Below are 26,769 nucleotides of genomic sequence, written 5' to 3'. Positions count from 1 at the left end.
ACTGCGTAGACGATCCGGGTTCGCTGCCCGTTCGCCGATAATCTCGCCCGCCGGTCCTGGTCGTGTCACAGCGTGCTCACCGGTGTCGGTGCGGCAGAAAGTGCTTGTCGCCCGGTTTTGCAGTCGGTCGTTACTGCTGCGCTGATCGGCTGGTGTGCAGGGTTTCTGCGGTTGTCGTGACGAATTGGGTGAAGGCGTCGGCGGTCAGTGGTTTGGCGTAGAGGTAGCCCTGTCCTGTGGTGCAGCCGAGTGCGCGTAGTTCGGTGGCCTGTTGGCTGGTTTCGATGCCTTCGGCGACGGTGTCCAGGTGTAGGACGTGGGCGAGGCGGATGACGGCGTCGGCGACTGCGGAGCCTTCGGGGGTGTCGTTCAGTTCGGCGACGAAGCTGCGGTCGATCTTGAGGATGTCGACGGGCAGCCGGGTGAGGTACTGCAGGGATGAGTAGCCGGTGCCGAAGTCGTCGATGGCGATGCGGATGCCGTGTTCACGCAGGGCGCGTAGGGCGGTGATGCCGCTGGTTTCGTCGACCAGCGCGGATTCGGTGACCTCGAGGACGAGTCGGGTCGGGTCGGCGCCGGCACGGTCGATGACGTTCAGGATGTCGTCAACGATTTCTGGTTCGCGCAGTTGGCGTGGGGAGACGTTGACGCTGACGTGCAGGGGCTGTTCTCCGGCGGCCGGCTGCGGGAGGTCTGTGAGCTGCTGTAGTGCTTGTTGCAGGACCCAGAGTCCGATGGTGTTGATCGCTGCGGAGCGTTCGGCGATGGGGATGAACTGGTTCGGCGGATGAGGCCACGGACAGGGTGATGCCAGCGCAGCAGGGCTTCGGCGGCGATCGCCCGGCCGGTGTGCAGGTCGATTTGCGGCTGGTAGAGCACGTGCAGTTCGCCGCGGTCGAGGGCGTGTTGCAGGTCCTCGGCCAGGACGGCGTCGTCGGTGCGGTGGTCGATCATTGACGGGTCGTAGCAGGCGTAGCTGTGGCTGCCGGCGCGTTTGCTGTGGTACATGGCGGTGTCGGCGTTCCGGAGCAGGGTTTTGCGGTCGGGTTCGGCCAGGGCGATGCCGATGCTGGCCCGTACGGGGATCTGGTCGTCGGCGATGCTGGCCGGGTGTTCGGTGCCGGCGGCCAGGATGCGTGCGGCCGCGGCAATCGCCCGATGCCGGTCCTCGGTGTCGTGCAGCAGGACCGCGAATTCGTCGCCGCCGATGCGGGCGCACACGTCGGCGCTGCGGGTCGCGGCACGCAAATGATGCGCGACGTGGATCAGGAACGTGTCGCCGGCGGCGTGGCCGTAGGCGTCGTTGACGAGTTTGAAACCGTCGAGGTCGATGAGCAGCAGCGCGGCCGGTTCGCCGCGTTTGAAGGCGCGGTCGAGGGCTTCGTCGAGGCCGGCGCGGTTGGCCAGGCCGGTCAGGGCGTCGGTGGTGAGCTGGTCGCGGCTCTGCCGCAGCGAGATGAGTTGGCGCAGGCCGGCGGCGCAGGTCATCACGATCAGCGCGCAGACCAGGCCGCCCCAGGTCAGGAGTTGCCCTTCGAGCAGGGTGACGGTCAGCATGAGCAGGCAGCCGACGAGCATCGCGGCCATCGGCAGGTGGGTGGCCCAGGCGGGCGGCCGGCTGGCCCGGGTGTGAAAAGAGGTTCCGCTGCCGGTGACGGTCAGGATCGCAGCGAGCGTCATCAGCAGGTTCGCTGCTGTCATGCCGAACAGCACGCCGGTGTGCCGGGTGCTCAGGACACCGTCGGCGTCGCCGGCCTGCCAGATCACGTCGGTGATCAGGTACAGGGCCAGACCGGCGCCGAAGATGGTGACGGGTGCGGCGAAGCGGGTGACGGCGCCGCGCAGCACCAGCGACGCGACCGCGGCCAGGAGCAGGACGTCGCCGATCGGCCAGCCGATCGTCACGAGCTTTGGAGTCTGCGGGCCTTGGTGGGTCAGGACCGGTTCGAACGCGAAGTACCAGATGACCATGAACCCGGCGGCAATCACGGTGGTGATCTCAGTCAGTAGGACGATGCGGGTACGGCCGGGGAAGTTTCTGATCACGGGGATGATCACGCCGGCGGCCAGTAGAACGTACATGGCCATGCGGGCGCTGGTGCCGGCCCACCACCAGCCGGAGTCGGCCGTAGCGGCCAGGCCGAGGCAGATCGCTGCGACAGCGGACGCGGCCCGGCTGGCGGCGATCAGCCGCCAGGGAGTCGGGCCGGAGGTGCTGTGGGAGGCCGCGCGCCAGCTGTAGATGGCGCCGGCCAGGTCGAGCAGGACCACGGCCAGTTCGATGATGGTCAGCCGCCCATGATCGTCGAACGCGGCGAACACAAGTCCGACGCTGGTCAGGCCGATCACTGCCAGGCCGGGGTAGGCGCGGTGCCACAGCCGCGGGTTCGGTGACCCTGCGGCCGGGCGGGGACCGATGTGCGTCACGGCGAGCTCCGGTCAAATCTGGTAGGCGGCGACGGTGGCCTGCAACTGCGCGGCGGTGCCGGCCAGCTGCGCGGCGGTCTGCTGCGTTTCGGTGGCGCCTTCGGTCACCTGGCGGGCCGCCTGCGCCACGCCGGTGATCGTGTCGGCGATCGTAGCCGAACCCTGCGCGGCGTGGGCAACGCTGCGGGAGATCTCCGCGGTGGTCGCGGTCTGTTCCTCCACGGCGGCCGCGATCGTGGTGGTGTAGTCGTTGATCGTGGCGATGACCTGCCCGATCTGGGCGATCGCGGTCACCGCGGCGCTGCTTTCGGCCTGGATCGCGGCGACCTGTGCGGTGATCTGCTGGGTGGCCTGAGCGGTTTCTTGCGCCAGGTCCTTGACCTCGGAGGCGACGACGGCGAAGCCTTTGCCCATTTCGCCGGCCCGGGCGGCTTCGATGGTGGCGTTCAACGCGAGCAGGTTGGTCTGCTCGGCGATCGCCGTGATCATGGCGACCACCGAGCCGATCTGTGCGGATGCCTCGCCGAGGCGGGCGACACTGGCGTTGGTCGTCTCGGCGGCACGGGCGGCGTCGGCGGCGACGCCGGCGGCCTCATTGGCGTTGGTGGCGATCTCCCGAATCGATACGCCCATCTCGTCGGCGCCGGCCGACACCGTCCGGACGCTGTGCGACACCTGACCGGCCGAGTCCGCGACGGAGTTGACCTGCACGGCGGTTTCCTCGGCTGATGCGGACAGTTGCTGGGAGACCGCGGACAGCTCCTCGGAGGCCTCGCCCAGCAGCTGCGAGCTGGTGGTGATCCGGGCGACCATGCCGGACATCGCCTGCGCGGTGTCGTTGAGTGCCGCCGACATCTGACCGACCTCGTCGCCGCTGTCGACCCGGACCCGGGCCGTCAGATCACCCTTGGCGATGCGGGCGAGGGCGTCCACGCACCGTGACAGCGGCACAACGATGAGCCGCGCGATGCCGGCTGCTAGCGCCAGGCCGACCGCGGCGGCGGCCGCGATCAGGGCGATCACCCACCACTTCGTCGACTGATACCGGGACTCGGCGGTGTTCTCCTCGGCCACGCCGGCCTGCACGGTCAGATCCGCCAGACTGGTCAGGTCGGCCCGGACAGCTTTCATCACCGTCGCCAACTCACCGGTGCGCAGGGTGCTCATCGTGTGGCGGTCGCCGGCGTCGGCGGCCGGCAGCAGTTTGTTGTCGAGCAAGGAAGTGAACGTCGCCCAGTCCGTCTGGAAGCCGGTCGTGGCTGTCCGGGCGTCGGCACCGATCGGCAACGCCTGATACGCGGTCACATTCTGCGACACTTGCGTTTCGGCGGTGGTGATCGCGGTACGCGCCGCGCTGCGCTCGGCCGCGGTGGAGGCCAGCAGATAGTCGTCCATTCCCAGCCAGGACCGGTTGACCGCGGCACGCAGGTTGCCGATGGTGTTGAGCTCATCGTTCATCACGTACGCGTTCTTGACCTGCTGGTTGGTAGCTCCGAGCCGGTCGAGGGCGAACAGGCCGTTACCGACCCCGAACAGCGCGACGGCGCCGACAGCGGCCATGATCTTCGTTGACACGCGTCGGTCGGTCAGCAGCCGCCACCGCCGGTTAACGATCTCGCCTGCAGGCTCGGCCACCACGGTCTTTCCTTTCGTCACGCTGTCTCTGCCAGTGTCACGATCGGCTGCGCCCGATGGACTTCTAAACGTCTGACAGGTGCGGGCCAGTGAGTTTTGCGGTGCCCGGTCGCGTCGGCGCGGATCCGTGATGCGCACACCACGTCGAGGCGACAGCGTTAGTGTCGAAGATTGCGCCGTCCACTCCCCCGGCCCGCCGCTGCCGCCTCGCCGCACTGTTCAGGGGAAACGCTGTGTCTGCCCACACCAACCGACGCCGAAAGACCGAGCCGGTCCATCCGGTCCTCTCAGCGGTGCTCGACGGAGCGCTGGAGGCCTACGTGGCGTTCGACGCTCTTGGAATCGTGTCGGCCTGGAACCGTGCGGCCGAAACCACGTTCGGCTACCCTCGCGCGCAGGCGTGCGGCCGCAAGATCGAGGAACTCATCGTCCGGCCGTCAGCGCGGCCGGCCTGCCGGACAGAAATCACCAGGATGGCCGACGGCTCGCCCGGGCGTGCGCTGGGACGACGGGTGCAGTGGTCGGCCTGGCACGCTGACGGCCACGGGTTCCCGATCGAAATGACCCTGACCGCGACTGACGGGGAGCAAGGCCGGGTGTTTCACCTGTTCGCCCACGACGTCACCACGGCCCGGCGGGCGAGCCGGTTCGCCGCGGTGGAGGCTGCGGTCACCCGGGGCCTGGCCGAGGCCGGTTCAAGCACGGCCGCGGCGGCGCGGGTCGTCGAGGCGTTGGGCGTGCAGATGGGCTGGCCGGTCACCGAACTGTGGGTCGTTGACGCCGACCGTCAGCTGCTGACCTGCGCCGCCCGGCACAGCCAGCCGGGCCGGCAGCTCGACGACTTCGCTATCGACGTCCTGGCCTCGGCGTGGCGCTGCCAGGCCGGGTCTGCGGCGACGGCGCCGCCCACTGGATCCCCGACCTCGGTTCTGACGCCGGGTCGCTGCGCAGCCGCGCTGCCGCCCGTATCGGCCTGCGGGTGGCTGTCGGGGTGCCGCTGTCCACCGGCCAGCACACACTTGGCGCACTGTGTGTCTACGGCGACCGGGTCGAAGACCCCGAGGACATCCTGCTCGGGCTGCTCAGCGGGCTCGCCGCCCAGATCGGGCAGTACGTCGAACGGCGCCGGGCCGAAGAACTGGCCATCGAGCTGGCCCGCACCAAGGACGAGTTCCTGGCCATGGTCACCCACGAGCTGCGTAATCCGCTTGACGCCATCACCGGGTCCGCGCAGCTGCTCGTCGCCGACCTCGACACGTTGACCGCCGACGAACGGCGTCAATATCTGCAGATCATCGGCCGCAACGCCGAACGGCTCTCGGTCATGGCCGACGACCTGCTCGACCTGGCCCGCCTGGAATCGGGAAACCTGTCCATCGACCCGGCCGGCACCGATCTGTGCGCCGTCATCGGCCAAGCCGTCGACGCCGCTCGGACCAGCACGGGCAAGGACCTGACCATCACCGTGGATCTGCCCGAACACATCGAGGTGCACGCCGATGCCAGCCGGTTGCGGCAGGTCGCGGACAACCTGTTGTCGAACGCGATCAAATACACGCCGGCCGGCGGCACGGTCACCGTCGCCGCCCGTGTCGACAACGGCCGGCACGAGATCATCTGGACCGTGGCGGACACCGGCATCGGTATCCCCGCCGCCGAACGGCCCCGGCTGTTCCGGCGCTTCTACCGAGCCTCGACCGCGCTCGAACAGCGGATTCCCGGCACCGGCCTGGGCCTGGTCATCGCCCGCACCATCGTCGAACGCCACGGTGGCACCATCGTGCTGGCCGAGCACGACGGGCCCGGCACCACGTTCGCCATCGAACTACCGATCAAACCCTCGCAAGGCGCCTGACCGCCGAAACCTGTCCTCGTCCAGCGATGCGGTCCGCCACCGCCAGCGGATGCGACAACGAAAGCGTCCATCGTCCACGAGGTGGCTGCTTCAGAGCCGGAACGTGGCGACCAAGGTGTTGAGCTGCTGCGCCATGCGGGCCAGTTCGCTGGTCGCCGCGGTCGTCTGGGCCACGCCGTGACTGGTGGCCTCGGCCGCCGACGCAACCACGGTGATACCTTGCGCGATCTCGTTGGTGCCGGACGCTGCCTCGCCCACACTACGGCCCATCTCCCCGGTCGTCGCGGTCTGTTCCTCGACCGCTGACGCGATGGTGGTCTGGAAATCGCTGATCCGGGAGATGACCTGCGAGATCCGTTCGATCGCGGCGACCGCGCCGCTGGTGTCGGCCTGGATCGCCTCGACCCGCTGCGAGATGTCCTCGGTGGCCCGCGCAGTCTCCTGCGCCAGGTCCTTGACCTCGGAAGCCACCACGGCGAAACCCTTGCCGAGTTCGCCGGCGCGGGCCGCCTCAATGGTGGCATTAAGCGCCAGCAGGTTGGTCTGCTCGGCGATCGCGGTGATCGTCTTGACCACGTTGCCGATCTCCGCCGACGAGTCACCGAGCTGGCGCATCGTCTCCGAGGTGGCCTGGGTGACCGTGACCGCCTCGGCGGCGACCTTGGCCGCCTCGGCCGCGTTCTGCGAGATCTCCCCGATTGCCGAACCCATCTGCACACTGCCGGCCGACACCGCGTCGACGCTGCGGGAGATCTGCTCGGCCGCTGCCGACACCGCCTGCGCCTGCCCGGCGGCCTCCTGAGCCGACGACGCGATCTGCTCGGCGGTGCCGGTCATCTGTTCCGACGCGCTCGACAACGCTGACGCGTTCTGCCCGATCGTGGTCACCGTCTGCCGCAGGTTGACAATCGCGGTATCCAGCGACTGCCCCATCAGACCGGGCTCGTCCCGGGAGGTCAATCCGCTTGTGCGCGTCAGATCGTTGACGGCCAGGGCATCACAGACCGCACGGACCTTCGCCAGCGATCGCACGATCTGACGCGAGACCACCACACCCAATCCCAAAGCCAGCAGCACCCCGGCGATCAGCATGGTCAGCGACAGGCGGCGGCTGAACAGGTACGTGCTCTCAGCGCCGTCGGCATTCTTGACCGCGTCAGCGTTCTCCGCGGTATCCAGTTCATCAAGATCCGAGCGGACCTTCGCCAGCAGCGGCTTGGTGTCGGTATCACGCACCGTCGACCACTGCCGCAGATCGTTGGCGTCACCAAGCGGGATCAGCTTGTCCTTGGCGATCGTCGCGTACTGGTCCCAGGTCGCCTGCAGGCTGTCGATCGTGGCCGCGTTACCGGCCGGATGACTGTTGTGGTAGGCAGTCATCGCGTCCATGAACGCCTGCAAGTCAGCGTTGACGGCATCGGTGAACGCCTTGCTGACCGTGTCGTCAGGTGACAGCGCTTGATTCGCCGAGTCCGCCTGCGTCTGCTCCGCTGCGGACCGCAACTGCCCCGCCGCTTTGATACTGGCGACGTTGCTGGTCGAGATCAGCGCGGCGGCCGCGCTGGTCTTCGACAGCCCGACCAGCCCGGTGACACCGACCGCCACCGCGACCACTGCCGCTATCGCGACTGCGGCCAGCACCTTCGTGTTGACGCTCAGGTCAACCATCCTGTCCTTCGCAGCCACGATCTTTCCCCCAGCGACATCCACACGGACGGCATACACCCACCCCACTATCACCACATGTTGGCCCGCCAGGGCTCAGGTTCGCCGTTCTCGGCTGCCCCACCGGTCCCGGCAATCCCGTCGCGCGCATCAGACGCTGCTCGGCCCGCGGTGCGGCGAACTGACTGGTCTCGGATTGCAACCGGCGACCAGCGCGCGGCACCAACCGATCAGCCGATAGTTCTTCCGTCACGTTCAAGAACCGTGTACGACCGATACAGCGAAGGAGAGACGATGATCAGCGGCACCGCCGTCACGGGTTCGTCCGCTCTTACGGCGCCGCTGCCCGATCCTCATCACACGGCTTTCGCCGGCATGCCGGAAGTCCTCGAGCTGGCTACCGAAGCATGCGAGCTACCGATGGCCGCCATCGCCATCCTCAACACCAGCGGCTACGCGGTGACCCGCGGCCTGCCCGCCGCAACAGCCCTGCCACCGCTAACACCCAGCCTCGACCTCACCGCCACGACGATGATCGGCGACATCACCGCGGACCCACGCCTGCGCGACCACCCCTTGGTCACCGGCCCCCTCCAGATCCGGTTCCTCGGCGTCGTACCGCTATACGCCGCGAACCAGGCCATCGGGGCTCTCTGCGTCTTCGACCGCAAGCCCCGGCACCGCGGCATCGAACGCACCCAACGACTGCTGACCCACATCGCCGGGCGCATCGACACCGAGACCCGGCTAATGGCCGCCTCACCATTGCCGGCCAACACCAATCACGACCAGGTCATCGCCGATATCTCACACGAGCTGCGCACACCGCTGACCAGCATCTGCGGCAACCTGGAACTGCTCACCGACACCCCCGGCGCCATCACCCCCGGCGTGCAGCGCTGGACCGACGCGATCAACCGAAACACCGCTCGGCTCTGCCGCACCGTCGACAACCTGCTGCGCATCATCGGCCCCGACAGCGCCCAGCCCACCGGCCGGCAGCAGCCGGTCGACCTGGCCGCCATCGTGTCATCGGCGGCCAGGTCGATCAACGACCCCACCCGACGCCTGCGAGCCGACCTGCCGGATGATCCCGTACCGGTCACCGCGGACCCTCAACAACTGCAGATCGCCGTCGGGCACCTACTACACAACGCGTTTCACTTCACCGGCCACGACACACCGATCACCGTCACTGTCACCGGCAACCCGCAGCCGACAATCACGGTAAGCGATCGCGGCCCCGGCCTCGACCCGCACGAACTCGCCCAGCTCGGTGCCCCGTTCGTGCGTGGCAGCCAAGCCCGGACCGACCAGACGCCAGGGCTCGGACTAGGCCTGGCAATCACCCACCGCATCATCACCGCGCACGCCGGAACCCTGCACCTGCGCAATCACCCGGACACCGGACTGACCGCGCAAATCATGCTGCCTCCGGCCCCCGACCGGGCCGGCGAGCACGATGCGTCGCGCGGTCAACCAGCCTCGATATAACGGTTCTTGCCGGCGGCTTTCGCCGCGTACATGGCGTCGTCTGCCTCCTTCAACAGTTCGTCGGCGCTCACCCCGGCCCGGTTGACAGCAATACCGACACTCGCGGACACCCCGACCACCGCTTCCGGCAGATCTATCGGCTCCTGAACTATCTCGATGACCCGGTGGGCCGCGGTGCAGGCATCAGCGGCGGCGGTCAGCCCTTCGAGGATGACCGCGAACTCGTCGCCGCCGAAACGTGCGAGGGTGTCACCGTGGCGCAGGCACACCCGCAACCGGCCGGCAATCTCACGCAACACGGTGTCACCGGCCTGGTGCCCGTGCCGGTCGTTGATCGCTTTGAAGCCGTCCAGATCGATGAACAACACCGCGACGGCCTGCCCAGTGCGAGCCTGGGTGTCCATGGCGTGGGCGAGCCGGTCATAGAACAAGATCCGGTTGGCCAGACCGGTCAACGGATCGTGAAACGCCTGATGCTGCAGCTGGCTTTCGCGTTCGCGCAGGGACGTCTCGATCGACTCGCGCCGCACGATGTCCTCACGCAACGCGACCGTAGCCCGTTCAACCTGGTCCAGGGCACGGTTACGGCTGCCGACCAGCACCCCGGTCAGAGCAGCGAGCAACAGCGACAGCGCGGCGCCAGCAGCCAGCGCAAGGCGGCTCATGCCGCGGGCGGCGGCCGTCAGGATCCGGGTCGTGGGCGTGATCGTCACCTGCCACTGCCGTTGCGCGACAGTGACGCTGCGTTGGCGCACCAACGCGCTGTCGCCGGCCCCACGCCCGGGCGTGACCGCAGCCAGCACCACCTCGGAGCCGGACACCGTGTCGGCGACCGTGACGCCGATGGTGCCCTGGCCCCGGTCCAGCAACGTTTGGGACAGAAAATCCTGGCCGCGGACACCCATGACGACCCAGCCCTTGAACTCGTCAGGGGCTGACGAGCCCAAGCCGCTGTAGACCGCGATGGCCAGCATCACGCTCGGCTGCCCCTGCGCAGCCACGACGGTGCTGTCACGCAGCATCTGGTAGGCAGGGCTGACCTGCAGCACTCCATTGCGCTGCGCGGTCTGCAAAACCGAGGCGACCGGCGCGCTGGCGGCTACGTCGGTGCCGCGCATGTCGCTGCGGTCGTCGAACGCCTTCTCGAAGATCAAAAAGTGGTGAATACCCGTGCCGGATTGTAGGCGCAGCACCAGGCCGGGTGATCCCTGCCCGCGCCAATAGCGCTGCACCGCTGTGACCTGCGCGGTACTCGCGGGGACAATGAAACCGACCGCGGCGGCACCCGGCAGGCGGTTGGCATCCAGGCCCGCGGTGATGCGGTTGAAGTCGTCCTGACTCAAGTCAGTCTGGGCACCGACGGCATACGACAGGTCGCTGAGCGTGTCACCGTAGGTCGTCACCCGATCGGTGATCGCGTCGGTGACCTCCTCGGCATACCGATCCATGAGCTGACCGGCGTAACGGTCCTCGCCGGAGTCCACCGCCTCATAGGCCACGAACGACATCACCAGCCCGACCAACAGCACCAGCAACACCAGGGCAATCTCAGCCTGACGCCGCGCCGTCCGGCTCCGTACCGCGCTCACGATGACCTCTTCGGCAGACCCAGCGCTCGCGTGAACCTGCAGGCCTCGATCCAGAGGCGATGGCAGGCCCAGGAAGCCGTCGGCCTGACGCTGACCCCGGCGACCCCATACAGCCGAGCACGAGACCGGAAACGTCGACAAGCCGGTCACCGCCGGCTCCGATCCGCGCGGCATCAACTTGCAGAACAGCCCTCAGGCGTCCATCGTTACGCACCGCCAGGCAGAGCGCCCATTTCGACCGGCCCGGGCTCGGGCGATCCCCGACGTGTTCCCCGGCAAGAGGGCGCGCGACCCTGAATGCACGTGCAGATGGTCTTGCATGCTCACGGTACATAGGGCACCATGGCAGCACGCTGGTCGCGACCAGCCGGGATTCACGACGCGCGTTCTCGCTCGTGATGACGGCGGGCTGGATCAGCCGCCACGATGCAGCAAGATTCGCGGACTCGGGCACTGCCGTAGTGATCCCGCGGAACGCCGGGTGTGTGAACGGTCCCCCGTGCCAGGTCACACACCCGGTCCCGCCGCCACCGCCCGACGGGATAGACACCGGCGCGATCGGTGTCCTCGTTACCGAGCGCCCCTTCAGCGCTCGGCGGCATGAATCGACCGGTCAGTCCTCGCGGCCCTCGCCGAAATGTGATCAATACCGGAATCGCTGGACGAGAGTCTGCAGACCGGTAGCGGCCGCGGCGAGTTCTTCGGTGGCGGCCCGGGCTTGGCGCATGCCGGTGCTGGTGGTGGTTGCTCCGGTGGCGACCTGACCGATGGTGGCGGCGATGTCGGTGGTGCCGGCAGCGGCGTGGGCGATGTTGCGGCTGATCTCGCCGGTCGTCGCGGTCTGCTCCTCGACGGCGGCGGCAATGGTGGTCTGGTATTGGTTGATCTCCTCGATAACCTGAGCGATCTCGCTGATCGAGGTGGCGGCAGCTTGCGCGTCGGCCTGGATCGCGGCGACACGCCCGGAGATGTCGTCGGTGGCGCGGGCGGTTTCCTGGGCGAGGTCTTTGACCTCGGAGGCGACCACGGCGAAGCCTTTGCCGGCGTCCCCTGCGCGGGCGGCTTCGATGGTGGCATTGAGGGCGAGCAGGTTGGTCTGCTCGGCGATCGACGTGATCAGATTCAGCACGTTACCGATCTCGGCGCTGGACGTGTCGAGCTGGGCGACAGTGTGCGAGGCGCTGGTCGCGGCGGTGACCGCGGACGCGGCGACCCGGGCGGCGTGCGACGCGGACTCGGCGATCTCGCGAATCGCCGAGGACATCTGCTCGGCGCCGGCGACGACCGACTGCACACGTGCGGACACGTCGTTGGCGGCGGCGGCGACGTTCTGGGTCTGCCCGGAGGCGCCTTCGGCGGTGCCGGCGATGGCGGTACTGGTCTGCGCGAGTTCCGAGGCCGCAGTGGCCACAGCAGCCGCGGTCTGTGACACCTGTTGCACAGTGTCGCGCAGGCTGGCCGTGGCAGTGTCAAGGGCGATCGCCATCCGGCCGATCTCGTCGCGGGATCCGGTCGCGGCCAGGCCGGTCAGGTCACCGCCGGCCAGGCCGGTCAGGACGGCGCCGACCTGCCGCAGGGGGCCGACGATGCGCCGCACGGTGTAGGCGGCGACCGCGCCGCCGATCAGCACACCGATACTCACCAGCAGGATCAGTTGCAGACGCGCCCGGTGGTACTGGGCTTGAGCGGCGGCGATCTTGGCCTTCGCGGCGCTGGTCTCGGCCTCGCGGGCGGTGTCGAGCGCGGCGAACGCCTTAGTGACCATCGGGACCAGGGTGCGGGTGGCGAGGTCCTCGAACAGGGCAAGGTTGCCGGCGCGGGCGGCCGGGATCTGTTTGGCGTCACGAACGCTGATGTACTGCTGCCAGATCTGGCTGAATTCGTCGACCGCGGCCGGGTCGGACGCGTGTGGCCGGTAGGTGGCCACCGCAGCCGTCACCGCCTCATCGGTTTTCTGCAAGGCGGCCACAGCGGCGGCCTTGTCTGCCTTCAGGGCGACGTCGCGGACCGCGATACGCGTCTGCAACGCCGCGCTGCGCAGATCGGCCAGTTCCTGCGCGGGAGCCATGTTCTCGCGCACGACCGCCTCACTGTGCCCGTACACCGACGCCAGGCCGGCCACGGCCAGCACCCCGGCGGCGACGGCCGCCGCCGCGACCACACCGACCGCGGCGAAGATCTTCGCCGCGACGGACAGATCCACGAACCATCCAGAAGCACGGCCTCGCTGCCGGGCACTACCCGCTGCGGACATGAGCACGGTCTCCCACCAAATTCCCCCGGCGGCTGCCGAGGCCCTGCGATCACAGCGCCAAAAGGCCTATCGGCCTGATACCGGACACGCTGAATAACTGCGCCGTACGTCCCCAAGCCGAAAGTGCAGGACGGTGCCCGACCGGTGGCGGTCACCGTGCGGTAGAAGCAACGGGCCGGCGGCGCTGCTGATCGACAGGGACCACCACGACATCACGGCGAGCAGATCCTGGGCTTGAGTGCCGCGACCCGCGGCGTTGCAGACCTCTACCCGGCTGCGGCTTTTCCGGTCACGCACGGCAAGAGGCGATTTCCGGGCGCCGAGGCCTTCACTCCTGGTAGAACATCAGTTCGATGCTAGCGTGTTCGCATGGACAGCGCGAACGATAAGCAGGTATCCCGCACCGCTGGTGAGGCCACCCGGCCTGTGGTGCCGCCGGTGGTTTTCTCCAGCCCTAGCGCCGTTGACGATCCGGAGCCGCTGCCGTCAGCGTCCCGGGGCCGCCGGCAAAGCGTCACGCGACGCCAGAACTCGTGACCGTGCCACCGGTGGGCCGCGGCGCCGGGTGAACCGCGTCAGCGCCTGATCCGCCGACGTCGAGTCGTGCCCGAGCCGGTGCGTGACACTTGCCAGTGCCTCGCCGACGGAATCGAAGCCGTTCTTCTGCGATTACCTGCTGCGATCTTCTAGCCGGTGGCGGTGTGTGCCGACGGTACGGCGGGCCGGGTGATCAGCCTTTGATCGTGGACCCTGCTGTTGACGTGGCGAAGACCGCAAGGCCGAGCGTGGTGCCGCGCAGTCCGTCGGGCGGTAGGCCGCATGCGGTTTCGGCCTGTTTGAAGTGGGTGTCGACGGCCTGGCTCAGCTGTTGCACCTGAGCACGGTTGGCTGCTTCGCCCGTCGTGGGCTCGGCCTGCTGAAGGTGATTGGTGGTGCTGGCCAGCGCCTGCATCGCCCGTTTCAGATCATTGGTGAACAACAGTTGGCTGGCTTGCTGGGCGAAGTCCTCGGCGGCGATGGCGAGGGTGTCTCGCGGCAGAGCCGCGAGGTCCGCCCCGGAGGTGCCGGCGGCCGACGTCGCGGTGTCTTTGACGCTGTCACACACATCGCCTTGCACATAGGTGCCAGCGGCCCAGATCGTTCCCACACCGAGCAGGATCACCGCCGTTGCCGAGGCGCCCGTGATCAGGAGACGGGCCGCCCAACGCGATTGTTCCGGGGGCCGTGCGGGTGGGGGAATCGCCGCGGGGTCCTCCGCTCCGCGAACGCGAAGAGGTTCTCAGTCACGACGCGTGTCGTCGGCACCGCCTGCCGCGAGCTGAGGAGAAATGCACGGCCAGCCTGGCCGATCAACCACATCGCAACCTGGCCGTACAACCCGAAACGGTGTAAGCCGGCGATCCCGCCGGGCCGGGCGCCGCCCGGCGAGCGGCCCAGCTGATGCCTGCACCATCGCGTCACGTCCACCACTGATCACGACGACTGCCGTAACGACAACGGGCCGCTAACGAGACAGGGATGCATCCCCGCGGCGGCGATCACCGCCGCGCGAGCGCACACCAATACTGCGCCGGGCCAGACCCGACGCTATCCGCCTCGGCGACGTCCTCTCCCATCAGGTCGCGCACGCCGGCGCCGGGTAGCCTCCCTTGTGGAGGCTTTTACCGCTACAGTCGTTGCCCATCCGGCAGGTCCCCGGCCTGCCCGGTCCTGTATCAGTGGGGTTTGGCAGCGCGTGGCGGGGCTGGGCGCACCGGATGCTCACCGGATGACTACCCGGCATCTGCGATCTTCAGGAAGGTGTGCGCCGATGATCTGGCCGAGCTTCGGGTCCCCCGGTGCCCACCCGAGTCGCCGTGTCGTCGGCGGCCCGGTCACCGTCGGACACAGGAGCGTCTCAGGGTATGAGTAGCCGGTCAGGTGTGATCGTGGCTTCCCGTAGTCCGGTGCAGTGGCGCCGGGCGCCGGTCGCCGCCGTCCTGACCGGCCTGGTCCTGGCCGGGCTCGTCGCCGCCAGCGCCGGCGGCCGCGGCAGCCTGGAATTCATCGGGCTGATCGTGCTGATCTCGGACCTGGCAGGTGCCGTCTACAGCTGGCTGGCGGCCCGGACCAGTCCCAGCGGGCTGGCGCCGTGGCGGCTGGTCGCCGCAGGCCGGGCCACGTCCGCGGTCAGCATCATCTGCCTGGCCTGCGGCGGCCTCGGCCGCAGCACCCCGTGGTGGGACGCCGGCGCCGTCGCCCGGATGCTCATGTTCGTACTGCTCGCCGCCGGGGTGCTCACCTCCATCACCCGGCGGTTCAGCGGCCGGGCACGCGCCGCGCTGCTGGCCGAACTGCTCACGGTCCTGGCCGCGGGATTCATGGCCATCTGGTGCTTCGTCATCGCACCGGTCCTGTCCCAGAGCAGCCCGGAGACACCCGGCATCGTCACGATCGGCTGGCCACTCGGCGACGTCCTGCTGCTGGCCGCGGTCACCGCCGTCGTGCTGAGCGGCGCCGTCACCCGCTTCGCCGCCCCGGTCACCGTCCTGGCCACCAGCCTCGCCCTCTACCTGGTCGCCGACCTGATCTGGATAGCCAACAGCAACGACGGCAAACCGTTCACCCAGGACCTGCGCGTGCTGTCCGCTCTCACGCTGGCCAGCCTGCTCATGACCGTCGCCCCGATCGTCACCACCACCCGCGCCCGCGCCCCCTACAGCGCCCGGACCAGCCGCCCGCCTGCCTGGGCCACCCACCTGCCGATGGCCGCCATGCTCGCCGGCTGCCTGCTGCTGGCCATCGCGACGGTGCGGCAGGACAAACCGCTGCCGTGGGGCGGCCTGATCTTCGGCCTGACCGTCATGACCTGCGCCGCCGCCTGGCGCCAGCTGATCTTCGTCCGGCAGAGCCGCGACCAGCTCACCACCGACACCCTCACCGGGCTGGCCAACCGCGCCGGCCTCGACGAAGCCCTCGACCGGACAGCGAAACGCGCCAGCCCAGTCACGCTGCTACTCATCGACCTCGACGGGTTCAAAGCCGTCAACGACGCCTACGGCCACGCCGCCGGCGACACCTTCCTCACCCACGTCGGCCAGCAACTACGCTCCGCGGTCCGCAGCGTCGACGTGTGCGCCCGCATCGGCGGCGACGAATTCGCTGTCCTGCTCGCCGACACCGGCCACATCAACGACGCCATCGCCGCCGCACAGCGCATCCTGGCCATCGCCGCCGAACACCCCGTCCAGGTCGACGACGACCTCGTCGCCGTGCGCGCCAGCGTCGGCATCGCCACCGCCGAGCCCGGATCCGACCCCAAAACCCTGCTCCGGCACGCCGACACCGCCATGTACCACAGCAAACGCGCCGGCAGCCACAGCTACGCCTACTACGAACCGTCGATGATCGACCACCGCGCCGACGACGCCGTCCTGGCCGAAGACCTGCAACACGCCCTGCAACGCAACGAACTCCACGTGCTGTACCAGCCGCAGATCGACCTGACCACCGGCCGGCCGATCGCCGCGGAAGCCTTGATCCGCTGGCAGCACCCGACCCGCGGCCTGGTTCCCCCGATCCGGTTCATCCCGGTCGCCGAACGCAGCGGCATCATCACCGACATCGGACTGTGGGTTCTCGAACAAGCCCTCACCCACCTCGCGGCACTACCGCAACCAGCCGGTAGCGGCCGGCTCCCGCATATCAGCGTCAACCTGTCACCACGCCAGCTCCGCGAACCCACCATCGTCCACGACATCCTGACCGTCCTCGACCGCACCGGCGCCGACCCCAGCCGCCTGGTCCTCGAAGTCACCGAATCCGCCCTGGTCGACGAGACCGGAGCCATCAGCGCCCTGCGCCCGCTGCGCGAACACGGCATCCAGATCGCCATCGACGACTTCGGCACCGGCTACTCCTCCCTGCAATACCTGACCCGCCTGCCCGTCGACATCCTCAAAATCGACCGCAGCTTCGTCGCCGAACTCAACAACACCCCAGAAGGCTCCGCCGTCGCCGAAGCCGTCATCCGGCTCTCCCAAGTCCTGCACCTGACCACCGTCGCCGAAGGCATCGAAACCGAACAACAAGCCACCGAGCTACGCGCGCTGGGCTGCAACACCGGCCAGGGCTACCTCTACGCCACACCACTGACCTCCACCGACCACGCCGCCTTCTTCACCGCTCCCCCGGTAGCGCAGAACACGGTGGGCCGCTGACACGCCGAAAACGACCGCCGGGTTCCGCAGAGTCGAGCCGGAAATACGCCGCACCGGAGCTGGCCGGCGGCCGGCCCAACGGGTGCAGTCCAAGATCAGCCGCCCCCAGCCGCGGCGTCAGGCCCGACCGCGTCAGCCACCAGTCTCGGTCGAATTCGCTTCCCGTGATCTCGGACCAGCCGACTCGGCGACGACTTCGCCGGCCTGCGGCAGCGGCAGTTGCGGCCGATGCTGGACGAGCCGATGTCCGTGGTCGGTGAGAACTACCTGCCGATCTGGAGCAACATGGAGTTTCCGATGGCTGGCCGGCCTGGAAAGACGGCGGCTGGGCCACCGAGGACAACGCGTGGGCGCTGCGGCTAAGTCTGCTCAACGGCGCCGGCCAGCAGATCAGACTCCGGTTCGTTGGCACCTCCGCGCAAAATCTGGAACACCGTGATCCCGTTTCCACCGCCCACCCTGGCAGTAGCCCGGACCCAGCGAGCGTTCCGGAACCGTCCTGGCGGCCTACCAGACCACCTCCGCCGACCAGATGCAGGCCGCGTAGAACGAGGTCAGCCTGCGACGCGACGAACTCGGCGTGGTCCACGCGGACAGCAACGCCTCCCGGGCCGACAGCGCGATCGCCGCCTACGAACTGGCGACCGCAAAGCAACGTCTGGCCGATCTTTACGCCGACATCCCTGGCGCGGTCCGCCAGACGCTTAAACTGCAGGGAACCAGGGCATACCTGGCCTCGGCCACCGATGTCCTCATCCAGGTCCGCGGCGACCCGCAGGCCTCAAGCGCCGAGCGAGCCGAAGCCCGCGCCCAGGTCACCAAATGGCAGCACCGGGTCGACCAGCTATCGAAGCTCACCGGCCGGTACCGGACACCGCGGCCAACACAGGTTCAGGCCGACGTTAAGGCCCTGGATCACGTGGCCGAACAGGTGAGGGTGGGCAGGGGGAGCCGCCGGCCGTCCCGGTGGTGGCTGGCGGCGGCGTCGGTCAGCGTGGTGTTGCTGGCCGACGGCGCCGCCACCGCCGCGGCGTTCGGCGCGGCCCGGCACACCGCTGATCAGGCGGCCGGTCAGCTGATGGACCGCTACACCGATGACCTGACCACGGCGATCACCGATCAAGTCAGCCGATACGCCGAGACGCTGACCGACATGGCGTATTCGGTGGCGGCCCAGAGCAGTCTGCGCGGCGTCGACCTGCAGAACAGTCCGCAGGCCTCGGTCGCGCTGCGCACGGCCCGGCAGAGCGGAGCGATCGCGATCAGCCTTGCCTACAGTTGCTGCGCGACCGCAGTCTCCGGCCGATCAACGCCAGACCTCAGTGGTCCTGGCCGCGACGATCTCGACCGGCCTGGGCTCGGATGATCCCGACGTGTTCCACGGCTGGATCGTGATAGGCCTGCACGGACACGACTTCCTCGCCCGGATGCTGCTGGACCGGACCCACGGCGTCGTTCAGGCCACCTTGACCGATCCAGCCGGCACCGACACCGTGATCGCGGTCGTCACGCCCGGCACCCGGCGCCACGACGACCGGCTCGACCGCGACCAGAGCATCACCGTGGGCCAGCGCCGCTGGCACATCAGCGTCTGGCCGACCCACCGGCTCACTGTTGCGGCACATAGCAGCACGGCCACGATGACGCTCGGCGCGGGCGCGGCGCTGACCGTGATGCTCGCGATGCTGACCGCCACCATGACCGGCAGCCGCAAACGGGCCCTGGATCAGGTCGATCGGGCGACCACCGCGCTGCGCGAGGACATCACCCGCCGCGAAAGCGTCGAGGCCCAGCTACGCGAACGCGAGGAACAGCTGCAACATCTGGCCTTCCACGACCCGCTGACCGGTCTGGCGAACCGGCTGCTCTTCCACGACCAGGTCACCCGGGCCATCGCCGCCCACACCGGCGACGGCAGCACGTTCGCGGTCCTGTTCGTCGACCTGGACGGTTTCAAACCGATCAACGACGCATACGGCCACCATGCCGGCGACCGTGTTCTGCAGGTCACCGCCGGCCGGCTGCGCGATGCGGTCCGGGCCGGCGACACCGTTGCGCGCCTCGGCGGCGACGAGTTCGCGGTCATCGTCGAGCACCTCGACGGCGAGCCGGAAGCTCATGCGACCGCGGCCCGGGTGGTCGCCGTCCTCGGCGAGCCCATCGATCTGGCCGGTACGACGGTGACCGTCACCGCCAGCTTGGGCATCGCGGTCGGTGGCCCGGCCACCACCGCCGACGAGGTGCTGCGCCGTGCCGATGAGGCGATGTACGCCGCGAAGTCGGCGGGCAAGAGCCGCTACGTGCTCGTCAACGCGTGACGTGCTGGCACGGCGGGACGGGTCGCGACCTGGTAGTCCTGCGCCATCGCGACCAGGTCGGCCGGGGTCAGGGGTTTGGCGTAGAGGTAGCCCTGCCCGATGTGACAGCCGAGAGCGAGCAGTTCGGTGGCGTGGTGCTCGGTCTCGATGCCCTCGGCGACGGTGTCCAGGTGCAGCACCTGCGCGAATCGGATGATGGCGTCGGCGACGGCTGATCCTTCCGGGGTGTTGTCGAGTTCGGCGACGAAACTGCGGTCGATCTTGAGGATGTCAACGGGCAGGCGGGTCAGGTACTGCAGCGACGAGTAGCCGGTGCCGAAGTCGTCGATGGCGATGCGGATGCCGTGCTCGCGCAGGGCGCGCAGCGCGTCGATGCCGCCGGTCTCGTCCACCAGCGCGGACTCGGTGACCTCCAGGACCAGGCGACGCGGGTCGGCACCGGTGCGGTCGAGGACGGCCAGGATGTCGTGCACGATCGTCGGCTGCCGCAGTTGCTGCGGGGAGAGATTGACGCTGATGTGCGCCGGATCCTGGCCCGGGCCGGTAGGCGGGAGGGCGGCGAGCTGGTTCAGGGCCTGTTCGAGGACCCACAGGCCGATGTCGGTGATCGCCCCGCAGCGTTCGGCGACCGGGATGAACCGGGTCGGCGGGATCAGGCCCTGGGTCGGATGCTGCCAGCGGACCAGTGCTTCGGCAGCGATCATCCGGCCGGTCCGCAGATCGACCTGCGGCTGGTAGAGCACGTGCAGCTCGCCACGGTGCAGGGCGTGCTGCAGGTCCTCGGCCAGGGTGACGTCGTCGGCGCGGCGATCAACCATCGAGGGCTGGTAAGTGGCGTGACTGTGGCTGCCGGCGCGCTTGCTGTAGTACATGGCCGTGTCGGCCTGCCGCAGCAGGGTCTTGGCGTCGAAGCCGGGCCCGCCGGCTGCGATGCCGATGCTGGCCCGGGCCGGGACCAGGTCGTCATCGATGACGACCGGGTGACCGGAGCTGATCGTCAGGATCCGTAGCGCGGTGGCGGCTGCCTCGTCGAGGTCGGTGATGTCGAAGAGCAGGACGGCGAACTCGTCGCCGCCGATGCGGGCGCACACGTCGGCGCCGCGGACCGCGGAGCGCAGCTGCCGGCCGACGTGGGCCAGGAACGCGTCCCCGGCGGCGTGGCCATAGGCGTCGTTGACCAATTTGAAGCCGTCCAGGTCGATCAGCAGCAGCGCGACCGGCTGCTGACGCCGCAGCGCCCGGTCGAGGGCCTCGTCGAGGCCGGCCCGGTTCGCCAGCCCGGTCAATGCGTCGGTGGTGAGCTGGTCGCGGCCCTGCCGCAGCGAGATCAGCTGCCGCAGTGCGGCGAAGCAGGTCATCACGACGAGCCCGCACACCAGCCCGCCCCACTGCAGCAGCTGGCCTTGCAGGAGGGTGGCGGCGAGCATGAGCAGGCAGCCGACCAGCATGGCCGTCATCGGCAGGTGGGTGGCCCAGGCCGGCGGCCGGCTGGTGCGGGCGGCGAACGGCTGACCGGATCGGATCAGGGTGAGAACAGGTGCGGCGGTCATCAGCAGGCTGGCTGCCACCAGGCCGAACAGCACGCCCGGGCTCTGCGGGATCGGGCCGGCGTCGCTGCTGTCGGCCAGCCACAGCACGTCGGCGGCCAGGTAGACGGCCAAACCGGTGCCGAAGACGGTGACCGGGGCGGCGAAGCGGGTGACGGAGCCGCGCAGGATCAGCGAGGCGAGCGCGGCCAGCAGCAGGACATCACCCAGCGGCCAGCCGACCGTGACGATCCCCGCCGTCTCGGTGGTCTCGTGCGCGAGGACGGGTTCGAGGGCGAAGTACCAGATCACCATAAAGCCGGCGGCGATGACCGTGCCGATCTCGGCCAGCATCGCCGTGCGAGTACGGCCGCTTAACTGCTTGACTACCGGAACGAGCACTCCGGCGGCCAGCAGCAGATACATCAGCATCCGGGCCGCCGCGCCGGCCCACCACCACGGCGCCATGCCGCCCAAGGCCGCGTGCCACAGACACAACACCATGCCGGCCGAGACGGCGCGCCCGGCCGCGATCAGCCGCCACGGGACCGGACCGGTCGGGCTGTGCCGGGCTGCTCGCCAACTGCAGACGGCGCCGGCCAGATCCAACCCGAGCACCGTCATTCCGATGACCGCCGGACGCGCCCGATCGTCGAACACGGCGAACACCAGGGCGACCAATGCCAGGCCGATCGTCAGGACGCCGACCGGGGCCCGGCGCCACCCCAGCGGGCCGCCGCCGACATCGGAAGCCGCCACGTCAGGACCGTGCCACGGGCGCGAGATTCGGCATCGGTGTACTCCCCGGATCGAACAGACCTTTTGCGAGCTGCATGCCGATCGGCAGCACGACCCTCGGAATCAGCCAATGCCGGGTAGCCGGTGGGTGAGAATCCGGTGCGCCCCTCGGATCGTCTGATCGGCTGTGTGCGCGCACCTGCGGATGCGATCGTCGTAGAGGTGAGTGTGCTGGCACGGCCGGTCACGGTGTCGTTGTCGCGGCTGCTCCCACCGGCCCGGTGGATCGGGCCGACGGGTGTGGCCGTGCTCGCCGCCGGGTTCGCCCTGGTCTGGCTCGTTGTCGGGCCGCGGGGCGCCGGGTGGGGATCATTGCTCGGCCAGCTGGCCGGGGCCGAGGCGATCCTGCTGATGGCGGTCGCGGTGGTGCTGATCTCCGTGCTTGCTGTGGTGGAGGTGTGGTTCGACGGCATCGACAAGACGGCGATCTGGCATCGCCGGCTGTCGGTGGCCGGCATGCTGTTGCTGATCCCGCACGTGCTGTTCGCGCAGGGCCACCATCCGGGCGGCCCTGCTCCCCCAGGCGCCATCACAGCGCAGCATCAGGGCGGTGGTCTCGGCGGGCCGCTCGCCCAGATCGGTGTGTGGGGGCTGATCGCGCTGGTGCTCTGGGCGGTCCAGCCGCGCTGGCGAATGATGCTGGCGTGGCTGCCCGCCAGGTTGACCACTGCCGTACGAGACGCCGGGCGCAGCTCGGCCGGGCAACGGCTCGCGACGGTGGCGCGGCTGGTGTTCGGCGGCTACGAACGGTGGCGGGCGGTGCATCGGCTCACCGGGCTGTTCCTGGCCGCGGCGTTCGTGCACGGTCTGCTCGATGCCACCGTGTTCGGATCGCCGATGCTGCGCTGGACGTATCTGATCGCAGGCGGCGGGGGATTGGCGTTCTACGTGTATCGGGAAACCATCGCCCGGTACTTCCTGCCGCTGCACGACTACCAGGTCCACTGCGTCACACCGGTCGGGCCGGGCATCACCGAACTGGCGCTGGCCCCGGTCGGCCGGCCGCTGAGATTCGTACCCGGGCAGTTCGCGATGGTGTTCCTGGAAGGGCGCCACGGCTGGCGCCGGCATCCGTTCACCATGTCCGGCGCCGCCGGAGACGACCTCCTGCGCTTCACGATCAAAGCCCTCGGTGACGACACCGAAGAGATCCAGAGCCTGATCACGCCGGGAATGCCGGCCGTCATCGGCGGCCCGCACGGCCGCTTCGACCACGCCCGCGGCGCCGGCCGCCAGATCTGGATCGCCGGCGGCATCGGGATCACCCCGTTCCTGAGCTGGCTGCGCTCCCTCGACAGCCGCGCTCTCAACGCCCGCGTCGACCTGTTCTACAGCACCAGCGGCGACGCCCCCTACGCCCGCGAGATCGGCGACATCACCCGGACATCCGGCAATCTGCACCTGCACCTGCACGACAGCGACACCGGCCGGTACCTGAACGCCGACGACGCCCTCGCCGTGCTCGACGACACCGACCCCGCCCTGGTGTCGGTGTTCCTGTGTGGGCCCGGACCGATGGTCACCACATTCGTCCGCCGATTCCGGCAGGCCGGCGTGCCCGCCCGCAACATCCACCGCGAACACTTCGACTGGCGATAACCAGACCGACTGCTCATTGCCCAGCGGCCCGGGTCGCGCAGGACACCCACCTGGCTGTGACGGTCGCCATCGCAACCGTCGTAGCCAGACGTGCTTTAGGCGAGTGCCGTTACCGCCCTCGCGGTCGCCGTCTGCCGTGCGCTGGCGTACGCGGATCTGGCCAGAATGGCGGCCTGATGTGGTCCCCCGAAGTGGGCGTGTTGTAGGCCGCCGACGAGATCGCCGCCGGCGTGGGCGGCCCCGACGCCGAGCAGGTGAACGCGGGCAGCGCTCTGTAACGGTCGGCATCGGACAGGGGCCCAACCCGCCAGTTGGCACATCTCGCCGAGGGCGACGAGCCATGAGGTGCGTAGACGTCCCACCGGCCGGAGCTTTCCAGGCGGATGCCAGCCGCGCAGGTCGTGGCGGCGAACGAGTCGATTGCCGCCTCGGCCGACTCGTACGGGGCGCACGATGTGCCGAACTTATGCTCGTTCCGGAGGCGAACCCGGGGTCTCGTTGCGGACCTTCACATCCACGGCTTACCTGCGAAAACACTGGCGGCGGCCTTGCGACACGGGTGCGGGGGTAGCGTGGTCGGCCGGCTCAGCAGCATCTCCGTCGGCGGCGGACCTGGCGGGGACTGACGCCCGCTCTCCGAGCGCCGCAACCTACTACGGGTAGGGCCCCGGCATGACTCGTCTCGTGGAACCGTGCGCGAAGGCGAAGAGACCGGGGCCGTGACACCGTGGTTCGGCGTAGGCCCCGGTCTCTTCGGGCGGTGCTGGTCTGTCAGGCGTGGGTGAGCTGGTTACGGCGTTCGCGGACGGTCGACCAGATCATGAAGCCGGCGAGAACGGCGAGCAGGACCGCGGAGGCGCCGTAGGTGCCCAAGCCGAGGCCGCCCTTGACAGCCGGCTTGGTGAAGAAGTCGCCGACGGTCGCGCCGAGCGGGCGGGTCAGGACAAAGGCGAGCCAGAAGACCAGGACGTTCGGGATCCAGCGGATCTTGGTGCAGACGGCGAGGACGGCCAGAACGCCGGTGATCAGGACGGCGCCGCCGAGGTAGCCGAGGCCGGAGCTGTCGGACAGGAAGTCGCCCATCGAGGTGCCCAGGGTGTTCGAGATCAGGATGGCGGTCCAGAACAGCGCCTCACCCCGGAAGGTGTTGATCTTGTTGATATCGAACGGCAGCCCGGTCCCCTTCCAGGCGATGAACACGATGACCAGCAGCGAGGTGAGGATCGCCGCGCCGGTCGGGTAGCCCAGGCCCAGACCCTGCGGACCCCAGCCGAGCGACGTGGCGCCCTTGGCCAAATAATGGGCGCTGGCGTCGCGGTTCATGAAGTCCGACAGGGTGGTGCCGGCCATGCTCGTGGACAGGATGACCGTCCAGTAGAAGACCGGGTTGTAGCGGCGCGACCGCAACTGCACCACCAAGGTGACCACAAAGATCGCGAAGAGCGTGACGGTGCTGAGGAAGTAGCCGAGCTTCAGGGTCTGGGAGATCATGTCGCCGGCGGTCTCACCGAGGGTGGTCGCGGCGATCTTCATGACCCAGAACGCCAGCGTGATCTCGGGAAGCTTCTTCATCACCGCCTTTACCGGACCGGCGGCGCCGGACGGGGTCGACAGCGCCGGACGGAGAATCTGAGCGGTCACGGGTCACTCCTCGAAAGCGGCCTCATCCGAGACACGGCGGGGAAATGCTGTTCGGTCAGAAGCGTGCGAAACAAATCCTGAAGCAATGCTGAGAAACAAATATTGCGGCCCGGTGTTGTCGGCGGCGGTCCCGTACGGTGCGCTTTCGGTTGCCGACGAACTCGGCAGAACCGCCAGACCGGAAATCTCTTCGCCGCCACGACACAGACGCCACGGGTAGTTCCGAGTAGCCATGTGGGCAGCTCAAACGTTCCCACACCTGCTCCGCCGATCCCAGTAGACACCTGCTGTCGCCGGTGAATCGCAAGACCGAAGAGCAGTCTGGAATAGATGCCCCGGCGCAGAAATGAAAGCCCTTCGTGAGCAACTGTTCTGCAACCCGGTTCCGCTTTATGCCGGGGTCCGGTTGGCCGACTGATACCGGCATTGCCGCCGCAACCCGGGAAGGCCGCACAATGCTCCTGCGCCGAATCGCTCTCACCGTTGCCGCCGGGACGGCTCTGCTGGCTACCGGCGCTTGTACCACAACCTCCACGGTCACCGCCGCGACGCCGGGCGCATCACCGGCACCGTTGTCCGCCGGCTGGTACAACACCGCGGCTCCCGCGCCGAAGGTCGCAGCCGCGCAAGTCGCGGCCGGCGCCTACCGACCAGTTCCCGTCTCGACCGGCCTCTACCTGGCACTGCCCTCGACGAGATCCGTCACGCCCACACCAGCAAACTCGGTGTCGGCTGTCTGCTCCCCGATGCTCGGCCCGGCCACCGCCATCCCGGTCACCGCCACCGCCGGCACCGGCAGCATGACCGCGCACTGGACCGACCTGAGCGACCCGTCCGTACTCACCTACCGCATCGCCGCGATCCCGAACTACGGCGCACCCACCACCTGGCTGACCGTCGCCGCCACTCACACCTGCAAAACCCTCACCACCACGATCACCGGCCTGAGCAAGGGAATGAACTACGAGATCTGGGTCGACGCCGTACACACCGACACCACCTACGGCACCAGCAACATCACTCGAGAAACGATGATCGGCCGCTCCCTCGCCGTCACCGTCCTCTGACAGCCGCCCCGAACCCCACCGCTTCTGTAGAGGAAACTCGATGACCGCCACGCACCGCGCCCTGCTCATCGCCGCCGCCGGCACCACCACGATGGCCATGCTCACCGGCTGCGCCACCACGATGACCAGCGCCAGCACCACAGCCGCCGCGCCCGCCGCTACCACCAGTGCCGCCCCGATCGTGGCCACCATCCCCTCACCGGCACCACCGACCAGCAAAACCCCCACACTTACCAACACCGGCACGAACTGGCCGAAAATCGTCGGTTCCCTGCTCACTTACGGACAATGGCTACTTGCCAACCCCAACCCCGGCCTCACCAGCACCATCACCGAACCCGGCTGCGCCGCCGACAACGCGCTCACCGCCGAACTGCAGACCTACGTCGACCAGAACGCCTACGTCCAGCCCGCCGCCCCCACACTCACCAGCATCGTCGGCCCCACCGGCAGCCCAGCCGCGCTCGGCGGCCAGGTCACCGTCGACATCCAAGCCGTCCGCGGCACCGAACACATCATCGACCGCACCACCAAGAACAGCACCACCCACATCCTCTCCACCAGGCCCGGCCTGCCCCCGACCAGCTACCAGCTCACGCTCATCCACGACGCGAACAACAGCTGGCGGCTGTGCACCGTCACCGACGTCGACACCCCCGACACCGACGCCATCACCAGCCTGCTCTGATCTGTGAGCAGCTC

15 protein-coding genes and 3 pseudogenes are annotated in these 26,769 nt (G+C 68.7%); 9 read left to right on the top strand and 9 right to left on the bottom strand.

Annotated features, from left to right (window positions below; translation table 11 throughout):
• Positions 1–130: 130 nt before the first annotated feature.
• Both ACSHV8_RS01300 and ACSHV8_RS01295 read right to left on the bottom strand, forming a co-directional pair.
• Positions 131–1,488: pseudogene (locus ACSHV8_RS01300) on the bottom strand (putative bifunctional diguanylate cyclase/phosphodiesterase).
• A 951-nt stretch (positions 1,489–2,439) separates the two neighbouring features.
• The gene (locus ACSHV8_RS01295) at positions 2,440–4,200 is read right to left on the bottom strand and encodes a methyl-accepting chemotaxis protein (RefSeq protein ID WP_436528540.1); all 1,761 of its coding nucleotides are present in this window, start codon (positions 4,198–4,200) and stop codon (positions 2,440–2,442) included.
• A 23-nt stretch (positions 4,201–4,223) separates the two neighbouring features.
• On the opposite strand from ACSHV8_RS01295, the pseudogene ACSHV8_RS01290 reads away from it, so the two are divergent.
• Positions 4,224–4,694 (top strand): annotated as a pseudogene (locus tag ACSHV8_RS01290) (PAS domain-containing protein); the annotation flags it as partial.
• 236 nt (positions 4,695–4,930) lie between these two features.
• Positions 4,931–5,917 (top strand): sensor histidine kinase, encoded by a 987-nt coding sequence (locus ACSHV8_RS01285; protein WP_436528538.1) that lies wholly within the window; start codon positions 4,931–4,933, stop codon positions 5,915–5,917.
• A 90-nt stretch (positions 5,918–6,007) separates the two neighbouring features.
• Here the strand turns inward: ACSHV8_RS01285 and ACSHV8_RS01280 are convergent, their stop codons facing one another.
• The gene (locus ACSHV8_RS01280; RefSeq protein ID WP_436528536.1) at positions 6,008–7,585 is read right to left on the bottom strand and encodes a methyl-accepting chemotaxis protein; all 1,578 of its coding nucleotides are present in this window, start codon (positions 7,583–7,585) and stop codon (positions 6,008–6,010) included.
• 291 nt (positions 7,586–7,876) lie between these two features.
• On the opposite strand from ACSHV8_RS01280, the gene ACSHV8_RS01275 reads away from it, so the two are divergent.
• Positions 7,877–9,076 (top strand): GAF domain-containing sensor histidine kinase, encoded by a 1,200-nt coding sequence (locus ACSHV8_RS01275; protein WP_436528534.1) that lies wholly within the window; start codon positions 7,877–7,879, stop codon positions 9,074–9,076.
• On the opposite strand, the gene ACSHV8_RS01270 is transcribed toward ACSHV8_RS01275, so the two are convergent.
• The 3 genes from ACSHV8_RS01270 to ACSHV8_RS01260 form a co-directional block, all read right to left on the bottom strand.
• Positions 9,058–10,614, bottom strand: a complete 1,557-nt coding sequence (locus ACSHV8_RS01270) for a diguanylate cyclase domain-containing protein (protein WP_436528532.1) — start codon at positions 10,612–10,614, stop codon at positions 9,058–9,060. The genes ACSHV8_RS01275 and ACSHV8_RS01270 overlap by 19 nt on opposite strands.
• A 694-nt stretch (positions 10,615–11,308) precedes the next feature.
• Positions 11,309–12,868, bottom strand: a complete 1,560-nt coding sequence (locus ACSHV8_RS01265) for a methyl-accepting chemotaxis protein (protein WP_436528530.1) — start codon at positions 12,866–12,868, stop codon at positions 11,309–11,311.
• Positions 12,869–13,649: 781 nt separating this feature from the next.
• Positions 13,650–14,066 carry a hypothetical protein gene (locus ACSHV8_RS01260; protein WP_436528528.1) on the bottom strand — a complete coding sequence of 139 codons (417 nt, stop codon included), beginning with the start codon at positions 14,064–14,066 and terminating at the stop codon, positions 13,650–13,652.
• Positions 14,067–14,847: 781 nt separating this feature from the next.
• On the opposite strand from ACSHV8_RS01260, the gene ACSHV8_RS01255 reads away from it, so the two are divergent.
• The 3 genes from ACSHV8_RS01255 (at position 14,848) to ACSHV8_RS01245 (ending at position 19,436) form a co-directional block, all read left to right on the top strand.
• Complete coding sequence (locus ACSHV8_RS01255; protein WP_436528526.1) at positions 14,848–17,118, top strand: putative bifunctional diguanylate cyclase/phosphodiesterase; 2,271 nt, start codon at positions 14,848–14,850, stop codon at positions 17,116–17,118.
• Between the two features lie 580 nt (positions 17,119–17,698).
• Complete coding sequence (locus ACSHV8_RS01250; protein WP_436528524.1) at positions 17,699–18,484, top strand: hypothetical protein; 786 nt, start codon at positions 17,699–17,701, stop codon at positions 18,482–18,484.
• A gap of 7 nt (positions 18,485–18,491) precedes the next feature.
• Positions 18,492–19,436: a diguanylate cyclase domain-containing protein gene (locus ACSHV8_RS01245; RefSeq protein ID WP_436528522.1), complete on the top strand. Its 945-nt coding sequence runs from the start codon at positions 18,492–18,494 to the stop codon at positions 19,434–19,436.
• Here ACSHV8_RS01245 and ACSHV8_RS01240 read toward each other — a convergent pair.
• The gene (locus ACSHV8_RS01240) at positions 19,415–21,721 is read right to left on the bottom strand and encodes a putative bifunctional diguanylate cyclase/phosphodiesterase (protein ID WP_436528520.1); all 2,307 of its coding nucleotides are present in this window, start codon (positions 21,719–21,721) and stop codon (positions 19,415–19,417) included. The two genes, ACSHV8_RS01245 and ACSHV8_RS01240, sit on opposite strands and share 22 nt — an antisense overlap.
• Before the next feature lie 201 nt (positions 21,722–21,922).
• Between ACSHV8_RS01240 and ACSHV8_RS01235 the strand changes: the two genes are divergently transcribed.
• Positions 21,923–23,359, top strand: coding sequence for a ferredoxin reductase family protein (locus ACSHV8_RS01235; RefSeq protein ID WP_436528518.1), 1,437 nt, complete (start codon positions 21,923–21,925; stop codon positions 23,357–23,359).
• Positions 23,360–23,468: 109 nt separating this feature from the next.
• Here ACSHV8_RS01235 and ACSHV8_RS01230 read toward each other — a convergent pair.
• Positions 23,469–23,789, bottom strand: a pseudogene (locus ACSHV8_RS01230) (hypothetical protein); the annotation flags it as partial.
• 341 nt (positions 23,790–24,130) lie between these two features.
• The gene (locus ACSHV8_RS01225; protein WP_436528516.1) at positions 24,131–25,000 is read right to left on the bottom strand and encodes a COG4705 family protein; all 870 of its coding nucleotides are present in this window, start codon (positions 24,998–25,000) and stop codon (positions 24,131–24,133) included.
• A 725-nt stretch (positions 25,001–25,725) separates the two neighbouring features.
• On the opposite strand from ACSHV8_RS01225, the gene ACSHV8_RS01220 reads away from it, so the two are divergent.
• Together ACSHV8_RS01220 and ACSHV8_RS01215 are read left to right on the top strand one after the other, a co-directional pair.
• Positions 25,726–26,067, top strand: coding sequence for a fibronectin type III domain-containing protein (locus ACSHV8_RS01220; RefSeq protein ID WP_436528514.1), 342 nt, complete (start codon positions 25,726–25,728; stop codon positions 26,065–26,067).
• Positions 26,068–26,107: 40 nt separating this feature from the next.
• Positions 26,108–26,755 (top strand): hypothetical protein, encoded by a 648-nt coding sequence (locus ACSHV8_RS01215; protein WP_436528512.1) that lies wholly within the window; start codon positions 26,108–26,110, stop codon positions 26,753–26,755.
• Positions 26,756–26,769 lie beyond the last annotated feature (14 nt).

Source organism: Actinoplanes sp. HUAS TT8, assembly GCF_051380535.1.
Classification (GTDB): domain Bacteria; phylum Actinomycetota; class Actinomycetes; order Mycobacteriales; family Micromonosporaceae; genus Actinoplanes.
The sequence above is the reverse complement of the archived record's forward strand: the minus strand, read 5'-3'. Positions and strand labels throughout refer to the sequence as shown.

What these genes read in the sequence shown, in the direction of transcription:
- ACSHV8_RS01280 (WP_436528536.1), bottom strand. Translation starts at nt 7,585, where the DNA reads ATGGTTGACCTGAGCGTCAACACGAAGGTGCTGGCCGCAGTCGCGATA.
- ACSHV8_RS01275 (WP_436528534.1), top strand. Translation starts at nt 7,877, where the DNA reads ATGATCAGCGGCACCGCCGTCACGGGTTCGTCCGCTCTTACGGCGCCG.
- ACSHV8_RS01215 (WP_436528512.1), top strand. Translation starts at nt 26,108, where the DNA reads ATGACCGCCACGCACCGCGCCCTGCTCATCGCCGCCGCCGGCACCACC.